The 19,831-nt window shown below is 74.4% G+C and carries 18 protein-coding genes; 8 read left to right on the forward strand and 10 right to left on the reverse strand.

Annotated features, from left to right (window positions below; translation table 11 throughout):
- Positions 1-408, reverse strand: coding sequence for a CoA-binding protein (locus OG956_RS31200; RefSeq protein WP_330341345.1), 408 nt, complete (start codon positions 406-408; stop codon positions 1-3).
- Between the two features lie 146 nt (positions 409-554).
- Between OG956_RS31200 and OG956_RS31205 the strand changes: the two genes are divergently transcribed.
- From OG956_RS31205 to OG956_RS31225, 5 genes are all read left to right on the forward strand, one after another.
- Positions 555-1,391 carry a hypothetical protein gene (locus OG956_RS31205; protein ID WP_330341346.1) on the forward strand — a complete coding sequence of 279 codons (837 nt, stop codon included), beginning with the start codon at positions 555-557 and terminating at the stop codon, positions 1,389-1,391.
- On the forward strand, positions 1,388-1,930 hold the full coding sequence (locus tag OG956_RS31210) for a SixA phosphatase family protein (RefSeq protein WP_330341347.1): 543 nt from the start codon (positions 1,388-1,390) through the stop codon (positions 1,928-1,930). The genes OG956_RS31205 and OG956_RS31210 overlap by 4 nt, the downstream gene beginning before the upstream one ends.
- A gap of 174 nt (positions 1,931-2,104) precedes the next feature.
- Entirely contained in the window at positions 2,105-2,731 is a 627-nt protein-coding gene (locus OG956_RS31215) for a YigZ family protein (protein ID WP_330341348.1), read from the forward strand.
- Between the two features lie 106 nt (positions 2,732-2,837).
- Positions 2,838-4,001 carry an exonuclease SbcCD subunit D gene (locus OG956_RS31220; protein WP_330341349.1) on the forward strand — a complete coding sequence of 388 codons (1,164 nt, stop codon included), beginning with the start codon at positions 2,838-2,840 and terminating at the stop codon, positions 3,999-4,001.
- Positions 3,998-6,988 (forward strand): SMC family ATPase, encoded by a 2,991-nt coding sequence (locus OG956_RS31225; protein WP_330341350.1) that lies wholly within the window; start codon positions 3,998-4,000, stop codon positions 6,986-6,988. Before OG956_RS31220 ends, OG956_RS31225 begins: the two co-directional genes overlap by 4 nt.
- Positions 6,989-6,992: 4 nt before the next feature.
- Here the strand turns inward: OG956_RS31225 and OG956_RS31230 are convergent, their stop codons facing one another.
- Complete coding sequence (locus tag OG956_RS31230) at positions 6,993-7,439, reverse strand: Lrp/AsnC family transcriptional regulator (protein ID WP_330341351.1); 447 nt, start codon at positions 7,437-7,439, stop codon at positions 6,993-6,995.
- A 94-nt stretch (positions 7,440-7,533) separates the two neighbouring features.
- Here OG956_RS31230 and OG956_RS31235 point away from each other — a divergent pair, with 94 nt between their 5' ends.
- Entirely contained in the window at positions 7,534-8,019 is a 486-nt protein-coding gene (locus OG956_RS31235) for a rhodanese-like domain-containing protein (RefSeq protein ID WP_330341352.1), read from the forward strand.
- A gap of 26 nt (positions 8,020-8,045) precedes the next feature.
- Positions 8,046-8,564, forward strand: coding sequence for an immunity 21 family protein (locus OG956_RS31240; RefSeq protein WP_330341353.1), 519 nt, complete (start codon positions 8,046-8,048; stop codon positions 8,562-8,564).
- A 2-nt stretch (positions 8,565-8,566) separates the two neighbouring features.
- On the opposite strand, the gene OG956_RS31245 is transcribed toward OG956_RS31240, so the two are convergent.
- From OG956_RS31245 to OG956_RS31270, 6 genes are all read right to left on the reverse strand, one after another.
- Positions 8,567-9,808, reverse strand: a complete 1,242-nt coding sequence (locus tag OG956_RS31245) for a cytochrome P450 (protein WP_330341354.1) — start codon at positions 9,806-9,808, stop codon at positions 8,567-8,569.
- 33 nt (positions 9,809-9,841) lie between these two features.
- Positions 9,842-11,233 carry an NAD(P)/FAD-dependent oxidoreductase gene (locus OG956_RS31250; protein ID WP_330341355.1) on the reverse strand — a complete coding sequence of 464 codons (1,392 nt, stop codon included), beginning with the start codon at positions 11,231-11,233 and terminating at the stop codon, positions 9,842-9,844.
- Complete coding sequence (locus OG956_RS31255) at positions 11,223-11,468, reverse strand: ferredoxin (RefSeq protein WP_330341356.1); 246 nt, start codon at positions 11,466-11,468, stop codon at positions 11,223-11,225. Before OG956_RS31255 ends, OG956_RS31250 begins: the two co-directional genes overlap by 11 nt.
- 177 nt (positions 11,469-11,645) lie before the next feature.
- Positions 11,646-12,311, reverse strand: a complete 666-nt coding sequence (locus tag OG956_RS31260) for a hypothetical protein (protein ID WP_330341357.1) — start codon at positions 12,309-12,311, stop codon at positions 11,646-11,648.
- Between the two features lie 273 nt (positions 12,312-12,584).
- Entirely contained in the window at positions 12,585-14,276 is a 1,692-nt protein-coding gene (locus OG956_RS31265) for a DUF885 domain-containing protein (RefSeq protein ID WP_330341358.1), read from the reverse strand.
- Positions 14,277-14,328: 52 nt separating this feature from the next.
- On the reverse strand, positions 14,329-14,814 hold the full coding sequence (locus OG956_RS31270; RefSeq protein ID WP_330341359.1) for an Lrp/AsnC family transcriptional regulator: 486 nt from the start codon (positions 14,812-14,814) through the stop codon (positions 14,329-14,331).
- A 59-nt stretch (positions 14,815-14,873) separates the two neighbouring features.
- Between OG956_RS31270 and OG956_RS31275 the strand changes: the two genes are divergently transcribed.
- Entirely contained in the window at positions 14,874-16,073 is a 1,200-nt protein-coding gene (locus OG956_RS31275; protein ID WP_330341360.1) for a trans-sulfuration enzyme family protein, read from the forward strand.
- Positions 16,074-16,294: 221 nt separating this feature from the next.
- Here the strand turns inward: OG956_RS31275 and OG956_RS31280 are convergent, their stop codons facing one another.
- Both OG956_RS31280 and OG956_RS31285 read right to left on the reverse strand, forming a co-directional pair.
- Entirely contained in the window at positions 16,295-17,743 is a 1,449-nt protein-coding gene (locus OG956_RS31280) for a GNAT family N-acetyltransferase (protein WP_330341361.1), read from the reverse strand.
- 307 nt (positions 17,744-18,050) lie between these two features.
- Positions 18,051-19,634, reverse strand: a complete 1,584-nt coding sequence (locus OG956_RS31285) for an alkaline phosphatase D family protein (RefSeq protein WP_330341362.1) — start codon at positions 19,632-19,634, stop codon at positions 18,051-18,053.
- Positions 19,635-19,831: the final 197 nt, after the last annotated feature.

Here is a 19,831-nt window from a genome sequence, read left to right on the forward strand (position 1 = left end):
CTAGCCCAGGAGGGGAATTTCGATGGCCGGGCACCGGTCCATGACCATGTCCAGACCGGCCGATCGGGTACGTTCGTAGGCCCCCTCGTCCACGACGCCGAGCTGGAACCACACCGCCCGCGCGCCCTTCGCCACGGCCTCGTCGGCCACCGCGCCGGCCAGCTCGCTGTTGACGAAGACGTCGACCACGTCCACGTCGAAGGGGATCTCCGCGAGGGAGGCGTAGCCCCGCTCGCCGTGCACGGTCTCGGCCTTCGGATGCACCGGCACGATCCGCTTGCCGTACCGCTGCAGCACCTGCGCCACGCCGTACGCCGCCCGGCTCCGGTTGCCGGACAGGCCGACCACCGCCCAGGTGTCGCCCAGCTCCGTCAGGATCCTGCGGATCGTCGCTTCGTCGCCGTACACGGCCGCCTCCTCGGGCTGCGGGAAACTCGTCGCCTGAGCAACATCGGCGAGCCGGGTCCGGATTCCCGCCCGCCCCCTCGCGCCACCATGTCCCGAACGCGCCCGAGATGCCTGCGCGCGACCGCCGGGCCGCCTACGCTCACCCCGTGCTGCGCATCCTCGACGCCCGAACCGGTGAACTGGTCCCCGCCGCGCCCGCCCGCCGCGGCCTGACCCGTGTCGAGGCCCACGCCTGCGGCCCCGACCCGACGTCCCTGCGGGTGCTGCTCACCGCCGACCTCCTCGTCCGCGCACTGGAGCTGGACGGCACCCCGGTCTGGACGACCCTGGCCGCCCCCCACGGCGCCGCCGGTCTGGGCACCGCAGCGACCACGCTGTCCATCCGCCCCTTCGAGGACGCCCGCGACCTCGCGCCGGGCCCGCCGAAGACCCGGGCGATCCAGGTGACCGCCGACCGCACGACTGCCTCCGGCCCCGGCCCGGTGATGGAGGTCGCGCCGGTGGAGTGGACGGGCGAGGAGCCGGTGAGCGGGCGGAGCGTGTCCCCGCCGGGTTCCGGGCCGACCGCGGGTCGTGCCGCCGAGCCCGGGTCCGGACAGGCCGGAGCGGGCACCGCCCGCCTCGTTCCGGACGTCCTGCTCGCCGATCCCGCCGCTCTCCGGCTCGCGCTGCTCCGCGTTCCGCGGCGGGAGCCGGTGCGGCTGAATCCCGGTGCCCTGGCGGAGGCCGGCGAACTCCTGGCGCGGTGGCGGCGGGCCGTCGCCGGGTGGGCGAGGCAGCCGTCGCGGCCCGTGCCGGAGGAGGTGCGCGAGCGGCTGCGCTCCGCATGGGAGAACGACCTCGACCTGCCCGGGGTGCTGGACGTGCTGCGGGACGTCGAGCGCGACCCGGGCCTGCCCGACGGAGCGCGGTTCGAGACGTATGTCTACGCCGACCGCCTGCCGGCCCTCGACCTCGCCCGCGACCTCGGGAGCCCGGCGTGATCGCGCGGGCGGACGCGGGACCGCTGCGCCGGCTGGTCGTCCTGCGGCACGCCAAGTCCGCCCGGCCCGAGGGCGTCGAGGACCACGCCAGGCCCCTCGCCCCGCGCGGCCTGCGCGACGCCCCCGCCGCCGGGCGCGCCCTCGCCGAGGCCGACTGCCTGCCCGACCTCGCCCTGTGCTCCACGGCCGTACGCGCCCGCCGCACCTGGGAGCTGGCCTCCGCCGAATGGGGCACCCCGCCGCCGGTGCGCTACGACCGGCGGCTGTACGCGGCGGCCGTGCCCGAGCTGCTGGAGGCGGTCCGCGAGACGCCGCGCCAGGTGGAGACGCTGCTGCTCGTCGGGCACAACCCGGGCCTCGAGAAGCTGGTCCTGGAGCTGGCCGGGGACGGTCTCGACGACACGCTGGACCGGGTGCGGACGAAGTTCCCGACCGCCGCGATCGCCATCCTCTCCTGGCACGGCCCCGGCTGGCCCTCCCTCGGCCCCGGCACGGCCCTGCTGACCTCGCTGACCGTACCGCGCGGGACGAAGAAGTAGCGCTACGCGCGCGTGTGACCGCCCGGGCCGCACCGACCCGCACACGCGCGTGCCCGACCGCCGGAGGCCGGCGTGCGCTGCGGCCGGCCTCCACGCGCGTGCCCGACCGCACGCGGCCGCATGCCCCGGTACGCGCCGTGACCGCCGCCGGCGGGCACCGCATAGGCTGACCGGATGCAGGACCAGTACCGCACAGTCGCCCGCGCGGGCGTGCACGAGACCGAGATCAACCGCTCCCGGTTCCTGTGCGCCCTCGCCCCGGCCGCCACCGAGCAGGAGGCGCAGGACTTCATCGCGTCCGTGCGCAAGGAGCACGCCGACGCCACCCACAACTGCTGGGCGTACGTCATCGGCGCCGACGCCTCCGTGCAGAAGGCGAGCGACGACGGCGAGCCGGGCGGCACGGCGGGCGTCCCCATGCTGCAGATGCTGCTGCGCCGTGAGATGCGCTACGTCGTCGCAGTCGTCACCCGGTACTACGGAGGCGTCAAGCTCGGCGCCGGCGGACTCATCCGCGCCTACGGCGGAGCCGTCGGCGAGACCCTGGACGTGCTCGGCACGCTCACCCGGCGCCGCTTCCGGCTGGCCACGGTGACCGTCGACCACCAGCGGGCCGGGAAGCTGCAGAACGACCTGCGCGCCACCGGACGCGAGGTCCGCGACGTCCGCTACGGCGAGCAGGCCGCCATCGAGATCGGGCTGCCGGACGCCGACGTGGACGCCTTCCGCGCCTGGCTCGCCGACGCGACAGCGGGCACGGCCGGCTTCGAACTGGGCGGCGAAGCCTACGGAGACGCCTGACGTTCGGCTCTGACCGGGCATAACGGGCCGGGCTTGGCGGGTCATGACGGGCTGATACGGGAGTAACCGCCCGTGATGTCAGACCCGGCCGTTAGTCTCGGGGATCATGAGACTCCTGCACACGTCCGACTGGCATCTCGGCCGGGCCTTCCACCGGGTGAACATGCTCGGGGCCCAGGCCGGGTTCATCGGTCACCTCGTCACCACCGTGCGCGAGCGCGCGGTGGACGCGGTGGTCGTGGCGGGCGATGTGTACGACCGCGCGGTGCCGCCGCTCGCCGCGGTCGAGCTGTTCGACGACGCCCTGCACCGCCTCGCGGAGCTCGGCGTGCCCACGGTGATGATCTCCGGCAACCACGACTCCGCCCGCCGGCTCGGCGTCGGCGCCGGACTCATCGACCGTGCGGGCATCCACCTGCGCACCGAGCCCTCCGCCGTCGCCACCCCGGTCGTACTGGCCGACGCCCACGGCGACGTCGCCTTCTACGGCCTGCCGTACCTCGAACCCGCCCTGGTCAAGGACGAGTTCGGGGTGGACAAGGCCGGCCACGAGGCCGTGCTGAGCGCCGCCATGGACCGGGTCCGCGCCGACCTCGCCACGCGCCCGCCCGGCACCCGCTCGGTGGTCCTCGCGCATGCCTTCGTCACCGGCGGCCAGGCCAGCGACAGCGAGCGGGACATCACCGTCGGCGGGGTCGCCGCCGTCCCGGCCGGAGTCTTCGACGGCGTCGACTACGCGGCCCTCGGCCATCTGCACGGCTGCCAGACCATCACCGAGCGCGTGCGCTACTCGGGCTCCCCCCTCGCGTACTCCTTCTCCGAGGCCGGCCACCGCAAGAGCATGTGGCTCGTCGACCTCGGCGCCGACGGCTCCGTGACCGCCGAGCGCGTCGACTGCCCGGTGCCGCGCCCGCTGGCCCGCATCAGGGGCGCCCTGGACGACCTGCTCGCCGATCCCGCGCTGGCCCGCCACGAGGAGGCCTGGGTCGAGGCCACCCTCACCGACCCGGTCCGCCCCGCCGACCCCATGGCCCGGCTCACCGAACGCTTCCCGCACACCCTCAGCCTCGTCTTCGCCCCCGAGCGCGCCCCCGGCGACCCCGAGGTGTCCTACGCACGGCGGCTCGCCGGACGCACCGACCAGCAGATCGCCGAGGACTTCGTCGCCCATGTGCGCGGCGCCGGACCCGACGAGCAGGAGAGGGCCGTCCTGCGCGACGCCTTCGACGCCGTGCGCGCCGACGACGCCGTGCGGGAGGTGGCCCGGTGAGGCTGCACCGGCTCGACATCACCGCGTTCGGGCCCTTCGGCGGCTCCCAGAGCGTCGACTTCGACGCCCTGTCCGCCGCCGGACTGTTCCTGCTGCACGGCCCCACCGGCGCCGGCAAGACCTCCGTCCTGGACGCCGTCTGCTACGCCCTGTACGGCTCCGTCCCCGGCGCCCGGCAGAGCGGCCAGGGCATGCATCTGCGCAGCGACCACGCCGACCCCCGCACCCGCACCGAGGTCCGCCTCGACCTCACCGTCGCCGGCCGCCGCCTGGAGATCACCCGGCAGCCGCCCTGGGAGCGGCCCAAGCTGCGCGGCAAGGGCACCACCGTCGACAAGGCCCAGACCTGGCTGCGGGAGTACGACGCCGAGGCGGGCGTCTGGCGCGACCGCAGCCGCTCCCACCAGGAGATCGGCGAGGAGATCACCCAGCTGCTCGGCATGAGCCGCGAGCAGTTCTGCCAGGTCGTCCTGCTGCCCCAGGGCGACTTCGCGCGGTTCCTGCGCGCCGACGCCGAGGCCCGCGGCCGGCTGCTCGGCCGCCTCTTCGACACCCAGCGCTTCGCCGACGTCGAGAAGCGCCTCGCCGAGCGCCGCCGCGCCACCGAGGCACGCGTGCGTGACGGCGACGCGGCGCTGCTCGCCGACGCCCACCGCATGCAGCAGGAGGCCGGCGACGCCATGGAGCTGCCGGAGCTGGCCCCCGGCGACCCCGGCCTGGCCGACGCCGTCCTCGGCGCCGCCGCCGTCGCCCGCGCCACCGCGCGCGAACGCCTCACCGTCGCCCACTGCCGTCTCACCGCCGCCGAGTCCGCCCACGCCGAGGCCCGGCACGCCCTGGACGAGGCACGCGAACTCGCCCGGCTGCAGAGCCGCTTCGCCGAGGCCCGGCGGCGCGCCGAGCGGCTCCAGGAGCGGGCCGGCGCCCACCAGGAGGACCAGCGGCGCATGGAGCGGTCCCGCAAGGCGGAGGCCGTCGCGCCCGCACTTCAGCTGCGCCGGGCCGCCGAGGAGGAGCACCGCAGGGCGGCCGCGGCCGAGACACACGCGCGCGGCCTGCTCCCCGGCTCCTGCGCCGACGCGGGCGCGGCCGGACTCGCCGCCGCCGCCCGCCGGGCCGCCGAGGAGCTGGGCGGCCTCGACGCGGCCCGGCGCGCCGAACGCAGGCTCGCCGAACTGGCCGAGGAGCGCTCCGGCCTCGATCGCCAGGACCGCGCCGACGACGACGTGCTCCGCGAGGCCGATGCCTGGCTCGCCGGCTGGGACACCACCCGGGCGGCACTGCAGTCCCGCGTCGACGCCGCGCAGGAGGCCGCCACCCGCGCCGAACAGCTCGCCGTCCGGCGCGAACCGATGGCGAGGCGCCTCGACGCGGCCCGCACCCGGGACCAGCTGGCCGCGGACCTCCAGGACGCCCAGCGCCGGGCGCAGGCGGCCGGGCAGCGCGCCCTCGACGCCCGCGCCCACTGGCTCGACCTCAAGGAACAGCGCCTGAACGGCATCGCCGCCGAACTGGCCGCCCGCCTCACCGACGGCGAGCCCTGCGCCGTCTGCGGAGCCACCGCACACCCCGCACCGGCCCGCAAGGTCGCCGGACACGTCGACCGCGAGACCGAGGAACAGGCCCACCGCGCCTCCCAGCAGGCCGACCGGCAGCATGCCGAGGAGGAGCGCCGGCTCGGCGTCGTCCGCGAGGCACTGGCCGCCGCCACCGCCGAGGCGGGCGACACACCCACCGCCCGACTGGAGGCCGAGGCCGCCGAGCTGGAGGAGGAGTACGCCCGCGCCCGACGCGCCGCCTCCGCGCTGCACGCCGCCCACGAGGACCTGCGGCGCGCCGAGCAGGAGCGCGAGCGGCGCCTCGCCGACCGCCAGCAGGCCGCCGTACGGGCCGCCTCCCGGCTCACCCGGCGCGACACCCTGGAGCGCGAACAGGCCCGGCTGGAGGCCGAGTTGGCGCAGGCGCGCGGCAGCCTGGGCAGCGTGGCCGCCCGCGCCGCGCAGCTGGAGCGGCAGGCGGCGCTGCTCACCGACGCCGCCGAAGCCGTACGCGCCGCCGAGGACGCCGCCCAGCGCCTGAAGGACGCCGACGCCCGCCTCGCCGACGCCGCCTACCGCGCCGGCTTCGACACCCCGCAGGACGCGGCCGCCGCCCTCCTGGACGCCGCGGCCCACCGCGAGCTGCAGCACCGCCTGGACGCCTGGCAGACGGAGGAGGCCGCCGTCCGCGCGGTGCTGGCCGAGGCCGACACCGCGGCCGCCGCCCAGCGCCCGCCCGCCGACCTGGCCGCCGCCGAGCGCGCGGCGGCCACCGCCGAACACCGGCTGCGCGCCGCGGCGTCGGCGCGCGACGCGGCGGCCCGCTGCTGCGCCGAGCTCGACCGCCTCTCCACGCGCGCCACCGAGGCCGTACGGCGTCTCGCACCGCTCCGCGAGGAGTACGACCGGGTCGCCCGGCTCGCCGCCCTCACCGCGGGCACCTCCGCCGACAACGAGCGCAGGATGCGCCTGGAGTCGTATGTGCTCGCCGCCCGCCTCGAGCAGGTCGCCGCCGCCGCGACCGCGCGGCTGCAGCGCATGTCGTCGGGCCGCTACACCCTCGTCCACTCCGATGACCGCACCGGACGCGGCCGCAGCGGACTGGGGCTGCACGTGGTCGACGCCTGGACCGGGCGGGAACGCGACACCGCCACCCTGTCCGGCGGCGAGACCTTCTTCGCCTCCCTCGCCCTCGCCCTCGGCCTCGCCGACGTCGTCACCGACGAGGCCGGCGGCGTCCGCCTCGACACCCTCTTCATCGACGAGGGCTTCGGCAGCCTCGACGACCAGACCCTCGACGAGGTCCTGGACGTCCTGGACTCCCTGCGCGAACGCGACCGCAGCGTCGGCATCGTCAGCCACGTCGGCGACCTGCGCCGCCGCATCCACGCCCAACTGGAGGTCGTCAAGGGCAGATCGGGGTCGGCGCTGCGGCAGCGGGGCGTCTGACCGGTCAGCGGCCCAGCGCGCGCCGGGGCAGCGGTGAGGAGTACACGACGCTCGTGGTCACCGAGCCCAGTGCGCCGATCCTCCCGGAGATCTCCTCCAGGTGTCCCATGGACCGCGCGGCGACCTTGATGACGAAGCAGTCGTCGCCCGTCACGTGGTGCGCCTCCAGGATCTCGGGTGTCGCGGACACCAGGTCGTGGAAGGGCTTGTAGTTGCCGTTCGGATAGCGCAGCCGCACGAACGCCAGGATCGGCAGCCCGAGCCGCTCGGGGTCGACCACCGCCGCGTACCCCTGGATCACGCCCGCCTCCTCCAGCCGGCGGACCCGTTCGGTGACGGCGCTCGGCGACATGGAGACGGCCCGCGCCAGCTCGGCGTAGCTGGCCCGGCCCTCCCGCTGGAGGACCTCGAGAATGCGCCAGTCGGTGGCGTCCGGGGAATACACGGTCATCACGGATGGATAGCAGGGAAATCCCGGCCCCGGCAAGGGCGGTGCCGTGGATCTCCCCTTCAGGCGGCGGCCGGAGGGCCGTAGTTTCCCTGTCATGATCACCAACGCCGTCCAGGCCTCCGCGAACCCCGTCCTGCGCGTCGCGCCCGCCGCCCCCGCCGAGGCCGCCGCCTACTTCCGGGCCGCTCTGGCCTTCCACGCCGACGTCTCCGACGTGGCCGCCGCGCTCGCGGCCGGCGGCGCCCCCGGGTTCGTCCTCGTGGACTCCCGCTCCACCGAGGCCTGGGACCAGGGCCACATCCCCGGCGCGGTCCACCTGCCCACCGCGCTCGTCCCCGAGCAGGCCGAGCAGCTCCTGGACGGATCCGTGCCCGTGGTGACGTACTGCTGGGGCCCCGGCTGCAACGGCGCCACCCGCGCCGCCCTCGCCCTCGCCGAACTCGGCTACCAGGTCAAGGAGATGCTCGGCGGCTTCGAGTACTGGACGCGCGAGGGCTTCGCGTACGAGACCTGGCAGGGGCGGGAGCAGCGCGCCGCCGATCCGCTGACCGCGCCCGTCGAAGGCGAGTGCGGCTGCTGATCGACACCCGGGTAGATTCCCTGCCCATGGCTCGATATGCGGATCCAGGCGCGCTGGAGTGGGTGGAATCGGGCGGCGGCCCGCTGATCGCCGTCCCCGAGACGGTGCTGCCCTTCTGGGCGGGCGCCGACAGCGAGGAACTCGACACGGACTACGACCGCGCCTGCGAGGTCGACGGGTACGTCGGCCTCCTGCCCGTCGGCGACAGCGCGGCCCTGGTGTTCGGCGACGAACCGGCCTCCACCTCCTACCTCCCCGAACACGCCACCTTCGTACGGTGGTCGGCCGCCGACTCCGAGCAGGAACTGCTCGCGACCGTCCCCGCCGCCCTGGACACGGCCGTCTGGGGCAGCGAGGTGCACTGGCGGGTGCCCGGCCCGGTGCTGCTGTTCGACTCGGCCTGGCCGGGGCAGGCCGCCGAGCGCACCGAACACCTGCGGGTGCCGCTGGAGGCCGGCACCTACGCGGTGCGGGCCGCGTATGTGCAGCCGGGTCCGGAAACCTGGGTCGGGCTGGTGCGGCTCAGCCGGATCCCGGCCCCCTGACCTCAGGGTCTCAGGCCGTCGAAGACGATGTTCAGATGCCGGGGCCCGCGCAGCACCGCGTTCTGCCGGTACGGCGGCGGGTCCTCGGCCAGGCGGGGGTTCTCCAGCCTCCGGGCCAGTTCGGACAGCGCGATCTGCGTCTCGAGGCGGGCCAGCGGAGCGCCGAAGCAGCTGTGGATGCCGCTGCCGAAGCCGAGGTGCTGGAGGTCCTCGCGGTCCGGGTCGAAGCGCTGCGGGTCCTTGAAGCGCTCGGGGTCACGGTTGCCGGCCGCCAGGACCAGCCACACGCGCGCGCCCTTGGGGATGGTGACCCCGCGCACCTCGATGTCGGTGATGGTGGTGCGCTGCGGCACGATCTGCACCGGCGGTTCGTAGCGCAGCAGTTCCTCCACGACCCGCACCGACAGGCCCGGGTCCTGCCGCAGGCGCTGCAGGACGTCCGGGTGGCGCAGCAGGGTCAGCATGCCGTTCGTGATCAGGTTGACCGTCGTCTCGTGGCCGGCGATCAGCAGCAGCACCGCGGTGCTGAGCACCTCCATCATCGTCATGGCGCCCTCCGGACCGCGGCTGTCGACCAGGTCGGACAGCAGGTCGTCCTGCGGCTCCTTGGTGCGCTGCTCCACCAGCCCGGCCAGGTACATCCCGAGCTGCATCCGCGCTTCCTGGGCCTGCTTCGCGAACTCCGGATCGGGGTTCTGGCGGGTCTCCGGGTCCAGCGTGGCGACCAGGGGATCGACCCAGCTGCGGAAGCGGGGCTCGTCCTCCCGCGGCACACCGAGCAGCCGGCAGATCACCGTCACCGGGAACGGATACGCGAACTGGTCGACCAGGTCGATCTGGCGGGCCTGACCGAAACCGTCGATCAGCCCCTTGACCGTGGCCGCCATGTCGCCCCGCAGGTCGTCCACCCGGCGCGGCCGGTGCGGCGGCCCGAAGGCGCTGTTGGCGATCCGCCGCAGCCGGTCGTGCTCGGGCGGGTCGAGCCGCAGGAAGGACGGCGGCAGCCCGCCCGTCTCCTCTCCCTGGGCCAGCGGGTCCTCTCCGGCGGCGGCGAGGTTGGCCGAGTCGGAGCTGACCCGGGGATCGTGCAGCAGCGCCTCGATGTCGTAGTACGAGCTGAAGACGTACGGGCCGCCCTCCTCCTCGTGCAGCACCGGGGTCTTGCGGAGTTCCTCGTACAGCGGGTACGGGTCGGCGCGGTTGGCGAAGTCGGTGATCTGGCGGAACAGTGACGTGTGCGTCATGACGCGTCCTTGGGGCATCGGGCCGGGCGGCGGTCAGTGGCGGGCGGGGTGGAAGACCAGCTGCTGGTCGGCCGGCGAGTAGCCGCTGAGGGTCACGGTGGGGCCGTGGGTCGGCAGCGACGGGTCGGGGAAGTCGGCCGCCACCGGCTGCCGGCCCTCGGGGCGCCGGTCCATCGTCGGGAACTCCACCGGGAACGGCGCGCCCCGCTCGATCTGCCGGGCGTAGAACTCCAGCCACCGCGTGTTGTCGAAGCTCACGGCGGCGACGACCCGGCCCTGGTGGCCGTAGACGCCGACGAACCGGCGCTCGGCCAGGGAGCCTTGTGTGATCATGAGCTGCTCGCCCATGGGCGGCACACCGACCGACTTGATGTTCACGCCGAACATCGACGACCAGAACGCCGGCATCCACAGGTGCGGGCGCCGCTCGGCGCCGCGGCAGATCATGTTGTGCGCGGCCGTCTCCGCCTGGGCGACGGCATTGCCCCAGTGCTCCAGCGACAGGAACTGGTAGCCGAACAGAGCGTGCGGGGAGCGTGCGACGTCACCGGCCACGAACACGTCGTCGGTGACGATGCCCCGGAAGTCGAAGGCGCGGCAGCCCGCGTCGCAGGCGACGCCGCGGGGCCCGGCGCCCAGCCCGGACCCGGCCAGCCAGTCGGTGTTGCGCTGCGAGCCCAGCGACACCACGACCACGTCCGCCTCGACGACGCTCTCGTCGGACAGGTGGACGGCCCGCACCCTGCCCACCGCGTCGCCCTCCAGCGCGGTCACCGTGACATGCGTGCGCAGGTCCACACCGTTCTCGGTCTGGAGATCGGCGGCGACCGCGCCGATCACCCCGCCGAGCGCACCCACCAGCGGCGCCCCGGCGCGCTCGGCCACCGTGACGGCCAGGCCCATCTCCCGGCAGGCCGAGGCGATCTCCGAACCGGCGAAGCCGGCGCCGATGACGAACACCCGGCGCGGCCCGGCCTTCAGCCGCCGGCACAGATCGGACGCGTCGTCCCGGGTCCGCAGCAGGCAGACCCCGTCCAGCCGGGCCTCGTCCTCCTTCGGCCAGGGCCGGGCGCGCACGCCGGTCGCGATGAGCAGCCGGTCGTACTCCACCTCGTCCCCGTCGGCCAGCCGGACCCGCTTGGCCGTCAGGTCGAGCCCGGTCGCCGCGACGCCGAGCCGCCACTTGGCGTCGGTCTCCCGCCGGTGCGGCAGCTCCGTGTGGCGCGGGGAGGCCTTGCCCAGCAGGACCGACTTGGACAGCGGCGGCCGGTCGTACGGCTCGTACGGCTCGTCACCGATCAGGGTCAGCTCACCGGCGAAGCCCTCGGCGCGCAGCGTCTCGGCGGCGCGCAGGCCGGCGAGCGAGGCGCCGACGATCACGATCCGGCCCTCGCGCCGCAGCCACTCGACGTAGTCAGCGGACATCGGACGCCTCCCGGGCGGCTTGCGTGTCCGTCTCGCCCATGCCGCCCAGCCCGTCCGCGGTGATCGCCTGCACCGGGCAGGCGGCGACGGCGCGGGCCAGCCGTTCCCGCTGCTCCTCGGGCGCGTGCGGGTTGTAGATCAGCGCCTCCTCGCCGTGCATGGCGAAGACGTCGGGCGCGAGGAACGCGCACTGGGCGTACCCCTGACACTTGTTGAGGTCGACGACGAGCCGCATCGATGCTCCGCCCTTCCGAGCCAGGTCCGGTGTGCGCCGGCCGGGTCGCGCGGCAGCCCGGACGGCGGTCATGTCCCGAGTGCCAGCATGAGCGCGGTCGGCTCGTCCCGCCCGTCGGGAGACCTGTTCGGGCCTCACCGGACCCCTGCCCCGGGGCCGACGGGCCTGACCCGTCCGTCAGACATCGGCGGCGGCGCGGGGACGGATGTTCACCACGAGGATGTACAGGCTGAGCACCAGCGACCAGGCAGGGAAGACCAGTTCCGCCCAGGGCACCTCGGACGCGACGAACAGCAGCGTCAGGGCGGTGAGGAAACCAAGGATCGTCAGCGGGCGCGGCAGGATGCGCAGGCGGTGGCCGATCACCGACAGGGAGGAGACGAAGACGGCGGCCATCCGCGTGGCGTACTCCGTCATCAGCGCGTACGCCAGATGACGGCCGAAGTCCCACGAGGACGGCCACGGCACCGTGCCCGTGGGATGCGCGACGGAGAGGACGGCCCCCGCGGCGGCGGCCGCGCCGAACATCATGGCCGTGAAGACCAGCCCGCTGCCGAGGAAGACGGTGGCGAGGAACTGGTCCTCGCCGGCGCCGACGTGCGCCCGTACGGCGCCGATGAACCACAGGAAGACGATGCCGGCGAACGGGACGAGCGCGAGTGCCGTCCGCACCGCCTGCCGGCGCGTGGGGTCCGTGAACCCTCGCGGGACGACCGCACCAGCCCCTTCGGGGATGCCCAGCCGCATCAGGACGATCGCCGCCGCGAGCAGCAGCGCGAACACCACTCCCGCCAGCCCGGCCGCCCGGGGCGTCGCCAGCACCGGCTGCCCTTCCTGCCGCATCCCGCACCACCTTTCCGCACAGCCCCCGCCACCAGCCAGCCGCCCCCGGCCGCTTCCTGCCACCGGAGGCGGCCGGACGGACCAGCGAGGCGGAGGGAGCGGCGTGAGCCGGGGGGGCAGCGGGTCGGGGGTGCGTGCCCGCGGATCGGGGTGCGTGCCCGCAGGGCGGGGACGCGTGCCCGGGTTGCGCGGGCCGGTGGTGGCGGGGAGGTGCGTGCCGGGGTGGCGCGGGCCGGTGGTGGCGGGGGAGCCGGGCCGGGCCGCGCCGGGGCGTCAGAGCCGGGAGAGTTCGTCCACCAGGTCGTCCAGGCCCAGCGAGCCCTGCGACAGGGCCGCCATGTGCCAGGCCTTCAGGTCGAACGCGTCGCCGTGCCGCCGGCGTGCGTTCTCGCGGCCCAGCAGCCACGCGCGCTCACCGAGCTTGTAGCCGATCGCCTGGCCCGGAATCGTCAGGTACCGGGTCAGCTCGCTCTCCACGAAGTCCGCCGGCCGGCTGCTGTGCGCGCCGAAGAACTCCTGCGCCAGCTCCGGCGTCCACCGCTCACCGGGGTGGAACGGGGAGTCGGCGGGGATCTCCAGCTCCAGGTGCATGCCGATGTCCACGATCACCCGGGCCGCCCGCATCATCTGCGCGTCCAGGTAGCCGAGCCGCTCCTCGGGGTTCGTGAGGTAGCCCAGCTCGTCCATCAGCCGCTCCGCGTACAGCGCCCAGCCCTCGGCGTTGGCGCTCACCCCGCCGATCGTCGCCTGGTAGCGTGAGAGGTTCTCGGCCACGTGCACCCACTGCGCGAGCTGCAGGTGATGCCCCGGCACACCCTCGTGGTACCAGGTCGAGACCAGGTCGTAGACCGGGAAGCGGGTCTGCCCCATGGTCGGCAGCCAGGTGCGGCCGGGACGGGAGAAGTCCTCCGACGGCGGCGTGTAGTAGGGGGCCGCGGCGCCGCCGGGCGGGGCGATGCACGACTCCACCCTCCGCACCCGCTCGGCGAGTTCGAAGTGCGTGCCGTCCAGGTCCTCGATGGCCTTGTCCATCAGGCCCTGCAGCCACTCCCGCACCTCCTCCACGCCCTCGATGTGCCGGCCGTGCTCGTCGAGGTGCGCGAGCGCCACCCACGGGGTCTCGGCGCCGGGCAGGATCTTCTCCGCCTCCTGCTTCATCTCGCCGAGGATCCGGTGGAACTCCGACCAGCCGTACGCGTACGCCTCGTCCAGGTCCAGGTCGGTGCCGTTGAAGTAGCGCGCCCAGCGCGCGTACCGCTCCCGGCCCACCGTGTTCGGGGCGCCCTCGATCGCCGGCGCGTACACGTCGCGCAGCCAGTCCCGCAGCTCCACCAGGGCGCCGGTCGCCGCGCGGGCCGCCTCGTCCAGCTCCGCGCGCAGCGCCTGAGGGCCGGCGGCGGCGAAGTCCTCGTACCAGCCGCGGCCCTTGCCGTCCGTGTCGGTCCACTCCGTGAGCTGCCCTATGTACGTCGCGGTCGGCCGCGGCGCCGCGAACAGCTTGCGGTCCAGGCCGAGTTGCAGCGACTCGCGGTAGCCCGCGAGCGCGCCCGGCACCGCGCGCAGCCGCTCGGCGATCGCCGCCCAGTCCTCCTCCGTCTGCATCGGCGTCACCGTGAAGATGTCCCGCACCGAGTGGCCCGGCGTGGCCATGTTGCCGACCGCGCGCAGGTGTTCGTCCGCCTCGTGCACGGCGAGCTCGGCGGTCAGCCGCTCCCGCAGCAGCCGCCCGCAGCGGCGCTCCGCGTCACTGTCCGCCCCCGGCTGCCGCTCCGCCTCGTCCAGCTTCGCGAGCGTGGCCCGCGCCAGCTCCGCGAGGGCCGCCCGGCCCGCGGGCGAGTAGTCGGGCAGGCGGCTCGAACTCTCCTTCACACCGAGATAGGTACCGGTGACCGGGTCGAGGGCGATGAAGTCGTCCACGTACGCGTCTGCCACCTGGCGGGGCAGCGGGCTCTTGGTCTCAGACATGCGTCCATCCTCGTACGGGACGGATCACCGCGTCACCCACGTACGGGGGGATTCAGCTGTGGGCGTGGCCGGGCGGCAGCAGCGGCCCGCAGTCCCACTGCTGGAAGATCAACCGGGTCTCGACCCGGGCCACCTCGCGCCGCGCGGTGAACTCGTCGAGCACCAGTCGCTGCAGATCGGCCATGTCGGCCACGGCCACATGCACCAGATAGTCGTCCGGGCCGGTCAGATGGAACACCGTCCGCGCCTCCGGCAGCGCCCGGATGCGTTCCACGAACGGCCCCACCAGCTCCCGCCGGTGCGGCCGTACCTGCACCGACAGCAGCGCCTGCAGCCCGCGCCCCAGCTTGGCCGGATCCAGCCGCAGCTGGTGACCGAGGATCACGCCGCAGCGGCGCAGCCGGGTCACCCGGTCCAGACAGGTCGACGGCGCCACCCCCACCTGCGCGGCCAGATCCCGGTAGGTCATCCGGGCGTCGTTCTGCAGCAGCCGCAGCAGATGGAGATCCACCGGATCCAGTACGACAGATTCGGCCATGGGCCGAACGTAGCACGGTGTACCGCATCGATGAACCGGCCGATGTTCACCCTTCCGCCATGGACACAGCGAGCACCGGTGCCTACGACGAGGTACGCACCGCATCGAGAGCCCTGACCACGGAAGCCGTGCACGCCGGCCGCGACGATCTCGCCCGCCAGGGCCTGCACGCCCCGCCGATCGACCTGTCCACCACCTATCCCTCCTACGACAGCCGCGCCGAGGCCGCCCGGATCGACGCCTTCGCCGCCGACGGCGCCGACCCGGTCGGACCGCCCGTCTACGGCCGCCTCGGCAACCCGACCGTCGCCCGCTTCGAGACCGCCCTGGCCCGCCTGGAGGGCGCCGAGTCCGCGGTCGCCTTCGCCAGCGGGATGGCGGCGCTCAGCGCGGTCCTGCTCGCACGCTCCGCCATGGGACTCCGGCACGTGGTCGCCGTACGGCCCCTGTACGGCTGCAGCGACCATCTGCTCACCGCCGGGCTGCTCGGCACCGAGGTCACCTGGACCGACCCGGCCGGCATCGCCGACGCGCTGCGCCCGGACACCGGGCTGGTGATGGTGGAGTCCCCGGCCAACCCGACCCTCGCCGAGATCGACCTGCGGGCCGTCGCGCACGCCTGCGGCTCGGTCCCGCTGCTGGCGGACAACACCTTCGCCACGCCCGTGCTGCAGCGCCCGCTGGAGCAGGGCGCCCGCGTGGTGCTGCACAGCGCCACCAAGTACCTCGGCGGCCACGGCGACGTGCTGGCCGGAGTGGTCGCCTGCGACGAGGAGTTCGCGGGACGGCTCAGGCAGATCCGGTTCGCCACCGGGGGCGTCCTGCATCCGCTCGCCGGCTATCTGCTGCTGCGGGGCCTGTCCACGCTCCCCGTGCGGGTGCGGGCGGCCTCCGCGAACGCCGCCGAACTGGCCCGCCGGCTCGCCGCCGACCCGCGCGTGGCCCGCGTCCACTACCCCCGCATCGGCGGCGCCATGATCGCCTTCGAGGTGCACGGCGATCCGCACCAGGTCATCTCCCGGGTCCGGCTCGTGACCCCGGCGGTGAGCCTCGGCAGCGTGGACACGCTCATCCAGCACCCCGCGTCCATCAGCCACCGCATCGTCGACGCCGACGACCGGCGAGGAGCGGGCGTGAGCGACCGGCTGCTGCGGCTGTCGGTGGGACTGGAGGACGTGGACGACCTGTGGGCCGACCTGGACCAGGCCCTGGGCGAGCCGGCCCGCATCCCGATGCCGCTGCGGGAGGCGGTGCGCTGAGGACCGGCGGCCGGTGGGAGGCGGTGCGCCGAGGACCGGCGGCCGGTGGTGGGTGCCGGTGGTGGGGGCGCCTGTGGCGAGGACGGCGAGTTGGGCACCGCCGGACTCCGCCGTCGTGGCTGAGCGCCGTCGCGGCGGAGTCCTGGTGCGGGCGTCTGAAAGAGCGCGAGGCTCGGCCCCCGCCGGGCGCGGGGGCCGATCGCCCTGCGCCCGGCCGTCGGTCAGTCGCGGTGCGCGGGGTTGCCGACGTGGCGCAGGGCGGGGGTGTACGCGGCGCCGACGGGGGTCTGCGCCGGGTCCAGACGGGCGGTGATGACCAGGGTGCCCTCCTCTATCTGGTAGTCGAGGGGCAGCCCGAGGCCGCGCATCGCGGCGACCATGCCGGTGTTGGACGCCTGGGTCACGGCGTACACGCTCTCGCAGCCGGCCTCCACGGCCATCGCCACCAGCCGGCCGAGCAGTTCGCCGCCGATGCCGCGCTGCTGCCACTCGTCCTCGATCAGCAGCGCCACCTCGGTCTCGTCGCCGTCCCACAGCAGATGCCCGAGTCCGACGATGCGGCCGGACCGGGTCTGCACGGCCAGCGTCCGGCCGAAGCGCGGGCTGAGCAGATGGTTCAGATAGCGGTCCGCGTCGCCCACCGGGCCGTGGTACCGCAGGCTGAGGGTGCGCGGTGAGCAGCGCTCGTGCATCGCCCTGGCGGCGGCCAGGTCCGCGGTGTCGGCCCGGCGGACGGTGATGTCGTTGCCCTCCGGCAGCGTGAGCACGTCCTTGCCGCGCGGGATCCTCGGGCCGAGCCGGTCGTCCAGCTCGACCAGCGCCCGGGCCCGCGCGAACTCGGTCGGCGTGAACGGCAGGTACGGCCGCTCGACGGTGATCACTCCGCCCTCCGGCGCCCGCAGCCGCATCACGGTGTCCTCCAGCACGCCCTCGGCCGGCACCGGCTCGGGTCCGAGGCCTCCGCCGGCCGGCCTGCCGGGCAGCGAGCGGATGGTGCACCGGCCGAGCAACTGGCGCAGTGCCAGGGGCAGTTCTGCGGCGTCCAGCGCGGTGCGGGCGGCCAGCCCGAGGATCCGGGTGGGGGCGTCGACCAGGTCGTGGGCGTCGGCCCGCTCGATCCAGGTGGACGCGCCGCCGGCCTGCGCGACCGCACGGGTGATCTCCGCCGCCGGCAGCGCCCCCGGCGCCCGCAGCAGGAACTCGTCCACGGCGCCCTCGGCGAGCGGGTGCGTCTGCAGGCTCAGGATGTCCACGCGCCGCTCGGCCAGCGCCGTGCACAGCGCCGCCAGCGAGCCCGGCTCGTCCTTCACCGTCGTCCGCATCCGCCACAGCGCACCGGTCCCGGGCACCTCGTCCGAGCCGTCGCCCGGCTGCCCGGCGGTCCCGGCCGGCCGCGTCTCGGCGGCAGGCCGGGCGCCGGTATCACCGGCTGGCGGTGCGTGGCCGTGGCGCCGTGCCCACCACAGGTGGAAGCCGGCCGTCGCGACCAGCGCCAGCGCCGAGATCACCAGCAGGGCGGGACCGTCGGGGCCGTGCCCGATCAGGTTCGCCACCGCGTCGGCGACCGCGACCGCCGTGAAGAGTGCGGCGAGCTCCACGAGGTCGCGCCGCCAGTGGTGTACGGGGCGTCCGTGCTTCGCCCGGGTCACATCAGACATCTCTGCAGTCATGCAGCCACTGTGAAGGAAGCGTGTTGCGTGATCACGAACGCTTTGTGACCGATGGGTAAAGCATGCTCCGTGCCCTTTGTCCAGTTTTTCACCGTCGCCTGGCCTCGGATCGCCCGGCTCCAGATCGTGGCGTTGTCGTCTTCCCGTGATCGCGTCATACGAAAACCGTAGAGGCGACCACTGACAATCGACCTGACCTGCGAAGAAGGCCGCGAGACAGGGGAGTTGACCGTGCCGCGCCCCGTGGGATGACGCCGGCGCGCGGCACGGGTGAAGCGTACGGGACCGGCGGCCGGCCCCGCCCGCGCTACTGGCCGACCCGGCCCGGCTGGAGCGTCTGCGTGAACAGCACCGTGCCGTCGTACTCCCGCAGCCGTACCGTCAGTTCGCCGCTGTCCCCGTCGATGTCGACCTCGCCGAAGAACTGGTAGCCCTCGGCCGGCGAGACGTTGGAGGCGGTGGGCGCCTTGACGAACACGCGGTCCGGACCGAACGTGCCGTCCAGCGCGCTGGCCGGGAAGGCGCCGGCGTTCAGCGGGCCGGAGACGAACTCCCAGAACGGCTCGAAGTCCTTGAACGCGGCCCGCGACGGGTCGTAGTGCTGGGCGGAGGTGTGGTGCACGTCGGCCGTCAGCCACACCGTGCCGGTGATGCGGCGGTGCTTGATGAACCGCAGCAGCTCGGCGATCTGCAGTTCGCGGCCGAGCGGGGCGCCCGGGTCGCCCTGCGCGACCGCCTCGAAGTTCGGCTTGCCCTCCACCGGATCGGGCACGACGAGGCCGAGCGGCATGTCGCTGGCGATCACCTTCCACACCGCACGGGACTTCGCCAGCTCGCGCTTGAGCCACTCCAGTTGCTCGCGGCCGAGGATGCCCACCGGGTCCGTGGTCTGGTTGTCGGGGGAGTTCGCGTTGCGGTAGGTGCGCATGTCGAGCACGAACACGTCGAGCAGCGGGCCGTGGTGGACGACCCGGTAGATCCGGCCGTCCGGGCGCTCGCTGATGGTGGAGACCGGGAAGTACTCGGAGAACGCCCGCCGGGAACGCAGCGCCAGGTCGTCGAGCCGCGTCCCGGCCGGGTAGGGCGTGCCGGCGCCGATGACCTCGCCCGGATACCAGTTGTTGCGGACCTCGTGGTCGTCCCACTGGATGATGTTCGGCACCTGGGCGTTGAACCGGCGCAGCGCCGAGTCCAGCAGGTTGTAGCGGAAGTTGCCCCGGTAGTCGTCGAGGGTGATCGCGACGTGCGACTTCTCCTCGGTGGTGACGTTCCGGTAGACGCTGCCGTCGGGCAGGGCCGCGGTCGCCGCGATCGGGCCGTCGGCGTAGATGTTGTCACCGCTGCACAGGAAGAAGTCCGGGTCGGTCTTCGCCATCGCGTCGAAGATGCGGTAGCCGCCGATGGACTCGTTGATGCCCCAGCCCTGCCCGGCCAGGTCGCCGGACCACACGAACCGCACGCCCTGGCGGCGCCGGACGGGCGCCGTGCGGAAGGTGCCGGTCACCGGCTCGCCGGTGCGGCGGGGATCGTCCGGGTCGGCGAGCAGCACCCGGTAGTGGATCTGCTCGCCCGGCGGCAGGCCGTGCAGCCGGGTGGTGCCGGTGAAGTCCGTGCCGGAGCCCAGCAGCGGACCCTGCCATCTGCGCGGGTTGCGGAACGACTCGGTGGCCGAGGTCTCCACGACCATCCGGGCCGGCCGGTCCGCACGCACCCACACCAGGCCGGAGTCGGTGGTCACGTCGCCCGCCTGCACGCCCCAGCTCGCCTGGGGGCGCCCCGAGCGGGCGAACGCCGGGGCCGCGCCGAGGCCGACGGGCAGGGTGAGGGCCGCCGACGCGGCGAGGGAGCCGCGCAGAACGCTGCGGCGGCCGGGGAACGGACGGTCTGACATGGCTGCGCCTCCAGGAGCGGGATCCGGCCAGTGTGCACGGCCACACCTACTGGGACGCTGCGGCGCGCACGCAAACCCGAAGTGAACAACGGGCCTTGAGGGCACGGCCCGGGACGCCACCGCAACCCGCCACCGCGCAGGTCACCGCCCCGACCACGCGGTGGCCCGCCGCGTCCGGCCGAACGGGACCGCACGGC

The sequence above is a fragment of the Streptomyces sp. NBC_00557 genome (genome assembly GCF_036345995.1).
Lineage (GTDB): Bacteria > Actinomycetota > Actinomycetes > Streptomycetales > Streptomycetaceae > Streptomyces.

What these genes read in the sequence shown, in the direction of transcription:
- OG956_RS31215 (WP_330341348.1), top strand. Translation starts at nt 2,105, where the DNA reads ATGCAGGACCAGTACCGCACAGTCGCCCGCGCGGGCGTGCACGAGACC.
- OG956_RS31220 (WP_330341349.1), top strand. Translation starts at nt 2,838, where the DNA reads ATGAGACTCCTGCACACGTCCGACTGGCATCTCGGCCGGGCCTTCCAC.
- OG956_RS31230 (WP_330341351.1), bottom strand. Translation starts at nt 7,439, where the DNA reads ATGACCGTGTATTCCCCGGACGCCACCGACTGGCGCATTCTCGAGGTC.
- OG956_RS31235 (WP_330341352.1), top strand. Translation starts at nt 7,534, where the DNA reads ATGATCACCAACGCCGTCCAGGCCTCCGCGAACCCCGTCCTGCGCGTC.
- OG956_RS31240 (WP_330341353.1), top strand. Translation starts at nt 8,046, where the DNA reads ATGGCTCGATATGCGGATCCAGGCGCGCTGGAGTGGGTGGAATCGGGC.
- OG956_RS31245 (WP_330341354.1), bottom strand. Translation starts at nt 9,808, where the DNA reads ATGACGCACACGTCACTGTTCCGCCAGATCACCGACTTCGCCAACCGC.
- OG956_RS31250 (WP_330341355.1), bottom strand. Translation starts at nt 11,233, where the DNA reads ATGTCCGCTGACTACGTCGAGTGGCTGCGGCGCGAGGGCCGGATCGTG.
- OG956_RS31255 (WP_330341356.1), bottom strand. Translation starts at nt 11,468, where the DNA reads ATGCGGCTCGTCGTCGACCTCAACAAGTGTCAGGGGTACGCCCAGTGC.
- OG956_RS31260 (WP_330341357.1), bottom strand. Translation starts at nt 12,311, where the DNA reads ATGCGGCAGGAAGGGCAGCCGGTGCTGGCGACGCCCCGGGCGGCCGGG.
- OG956_RS31265 (WP_330341358.1), bottom strand. Translation starts at nt 14,276, where the DNA reads ATGTCTGAGACCAAGAGCCCGCTGCCCCGCCAGGTGGCAGACGCGTAC.
- OG956_RS31270 (WP_330341359.1), bottom strand. Translation starts at nt 14,814, where the DNA reads ATGGCCGAATCTGTCGTACTGGATCCGGTGGATCTCCATCTGCTGCGG.
- OG956_RS31275 (WP_330341360.1), top strand. Translation starts at nt 14,874, where the DNA reads ATGGACACAGCGAGCACCGGTGCCTACGACGAGGTACGCACCGCATCG.
- OG956_RS31280 (WP_330341361.1), bottom strand. Translation starts at nt 17,743, where the DNA reads ATGACTGCAGAGATGTCTGATGTGACCCGGGCGAAGCACGGACGCCCC.
- OG956_RS31285 (WP_330341362.1), bottom strand. Translation starts at nt 19,634, where the DNA reads ATGTCAGACCGTCCGTTCCCCGGCCGCCGCAGCGTTCTGCGCGGCTCC.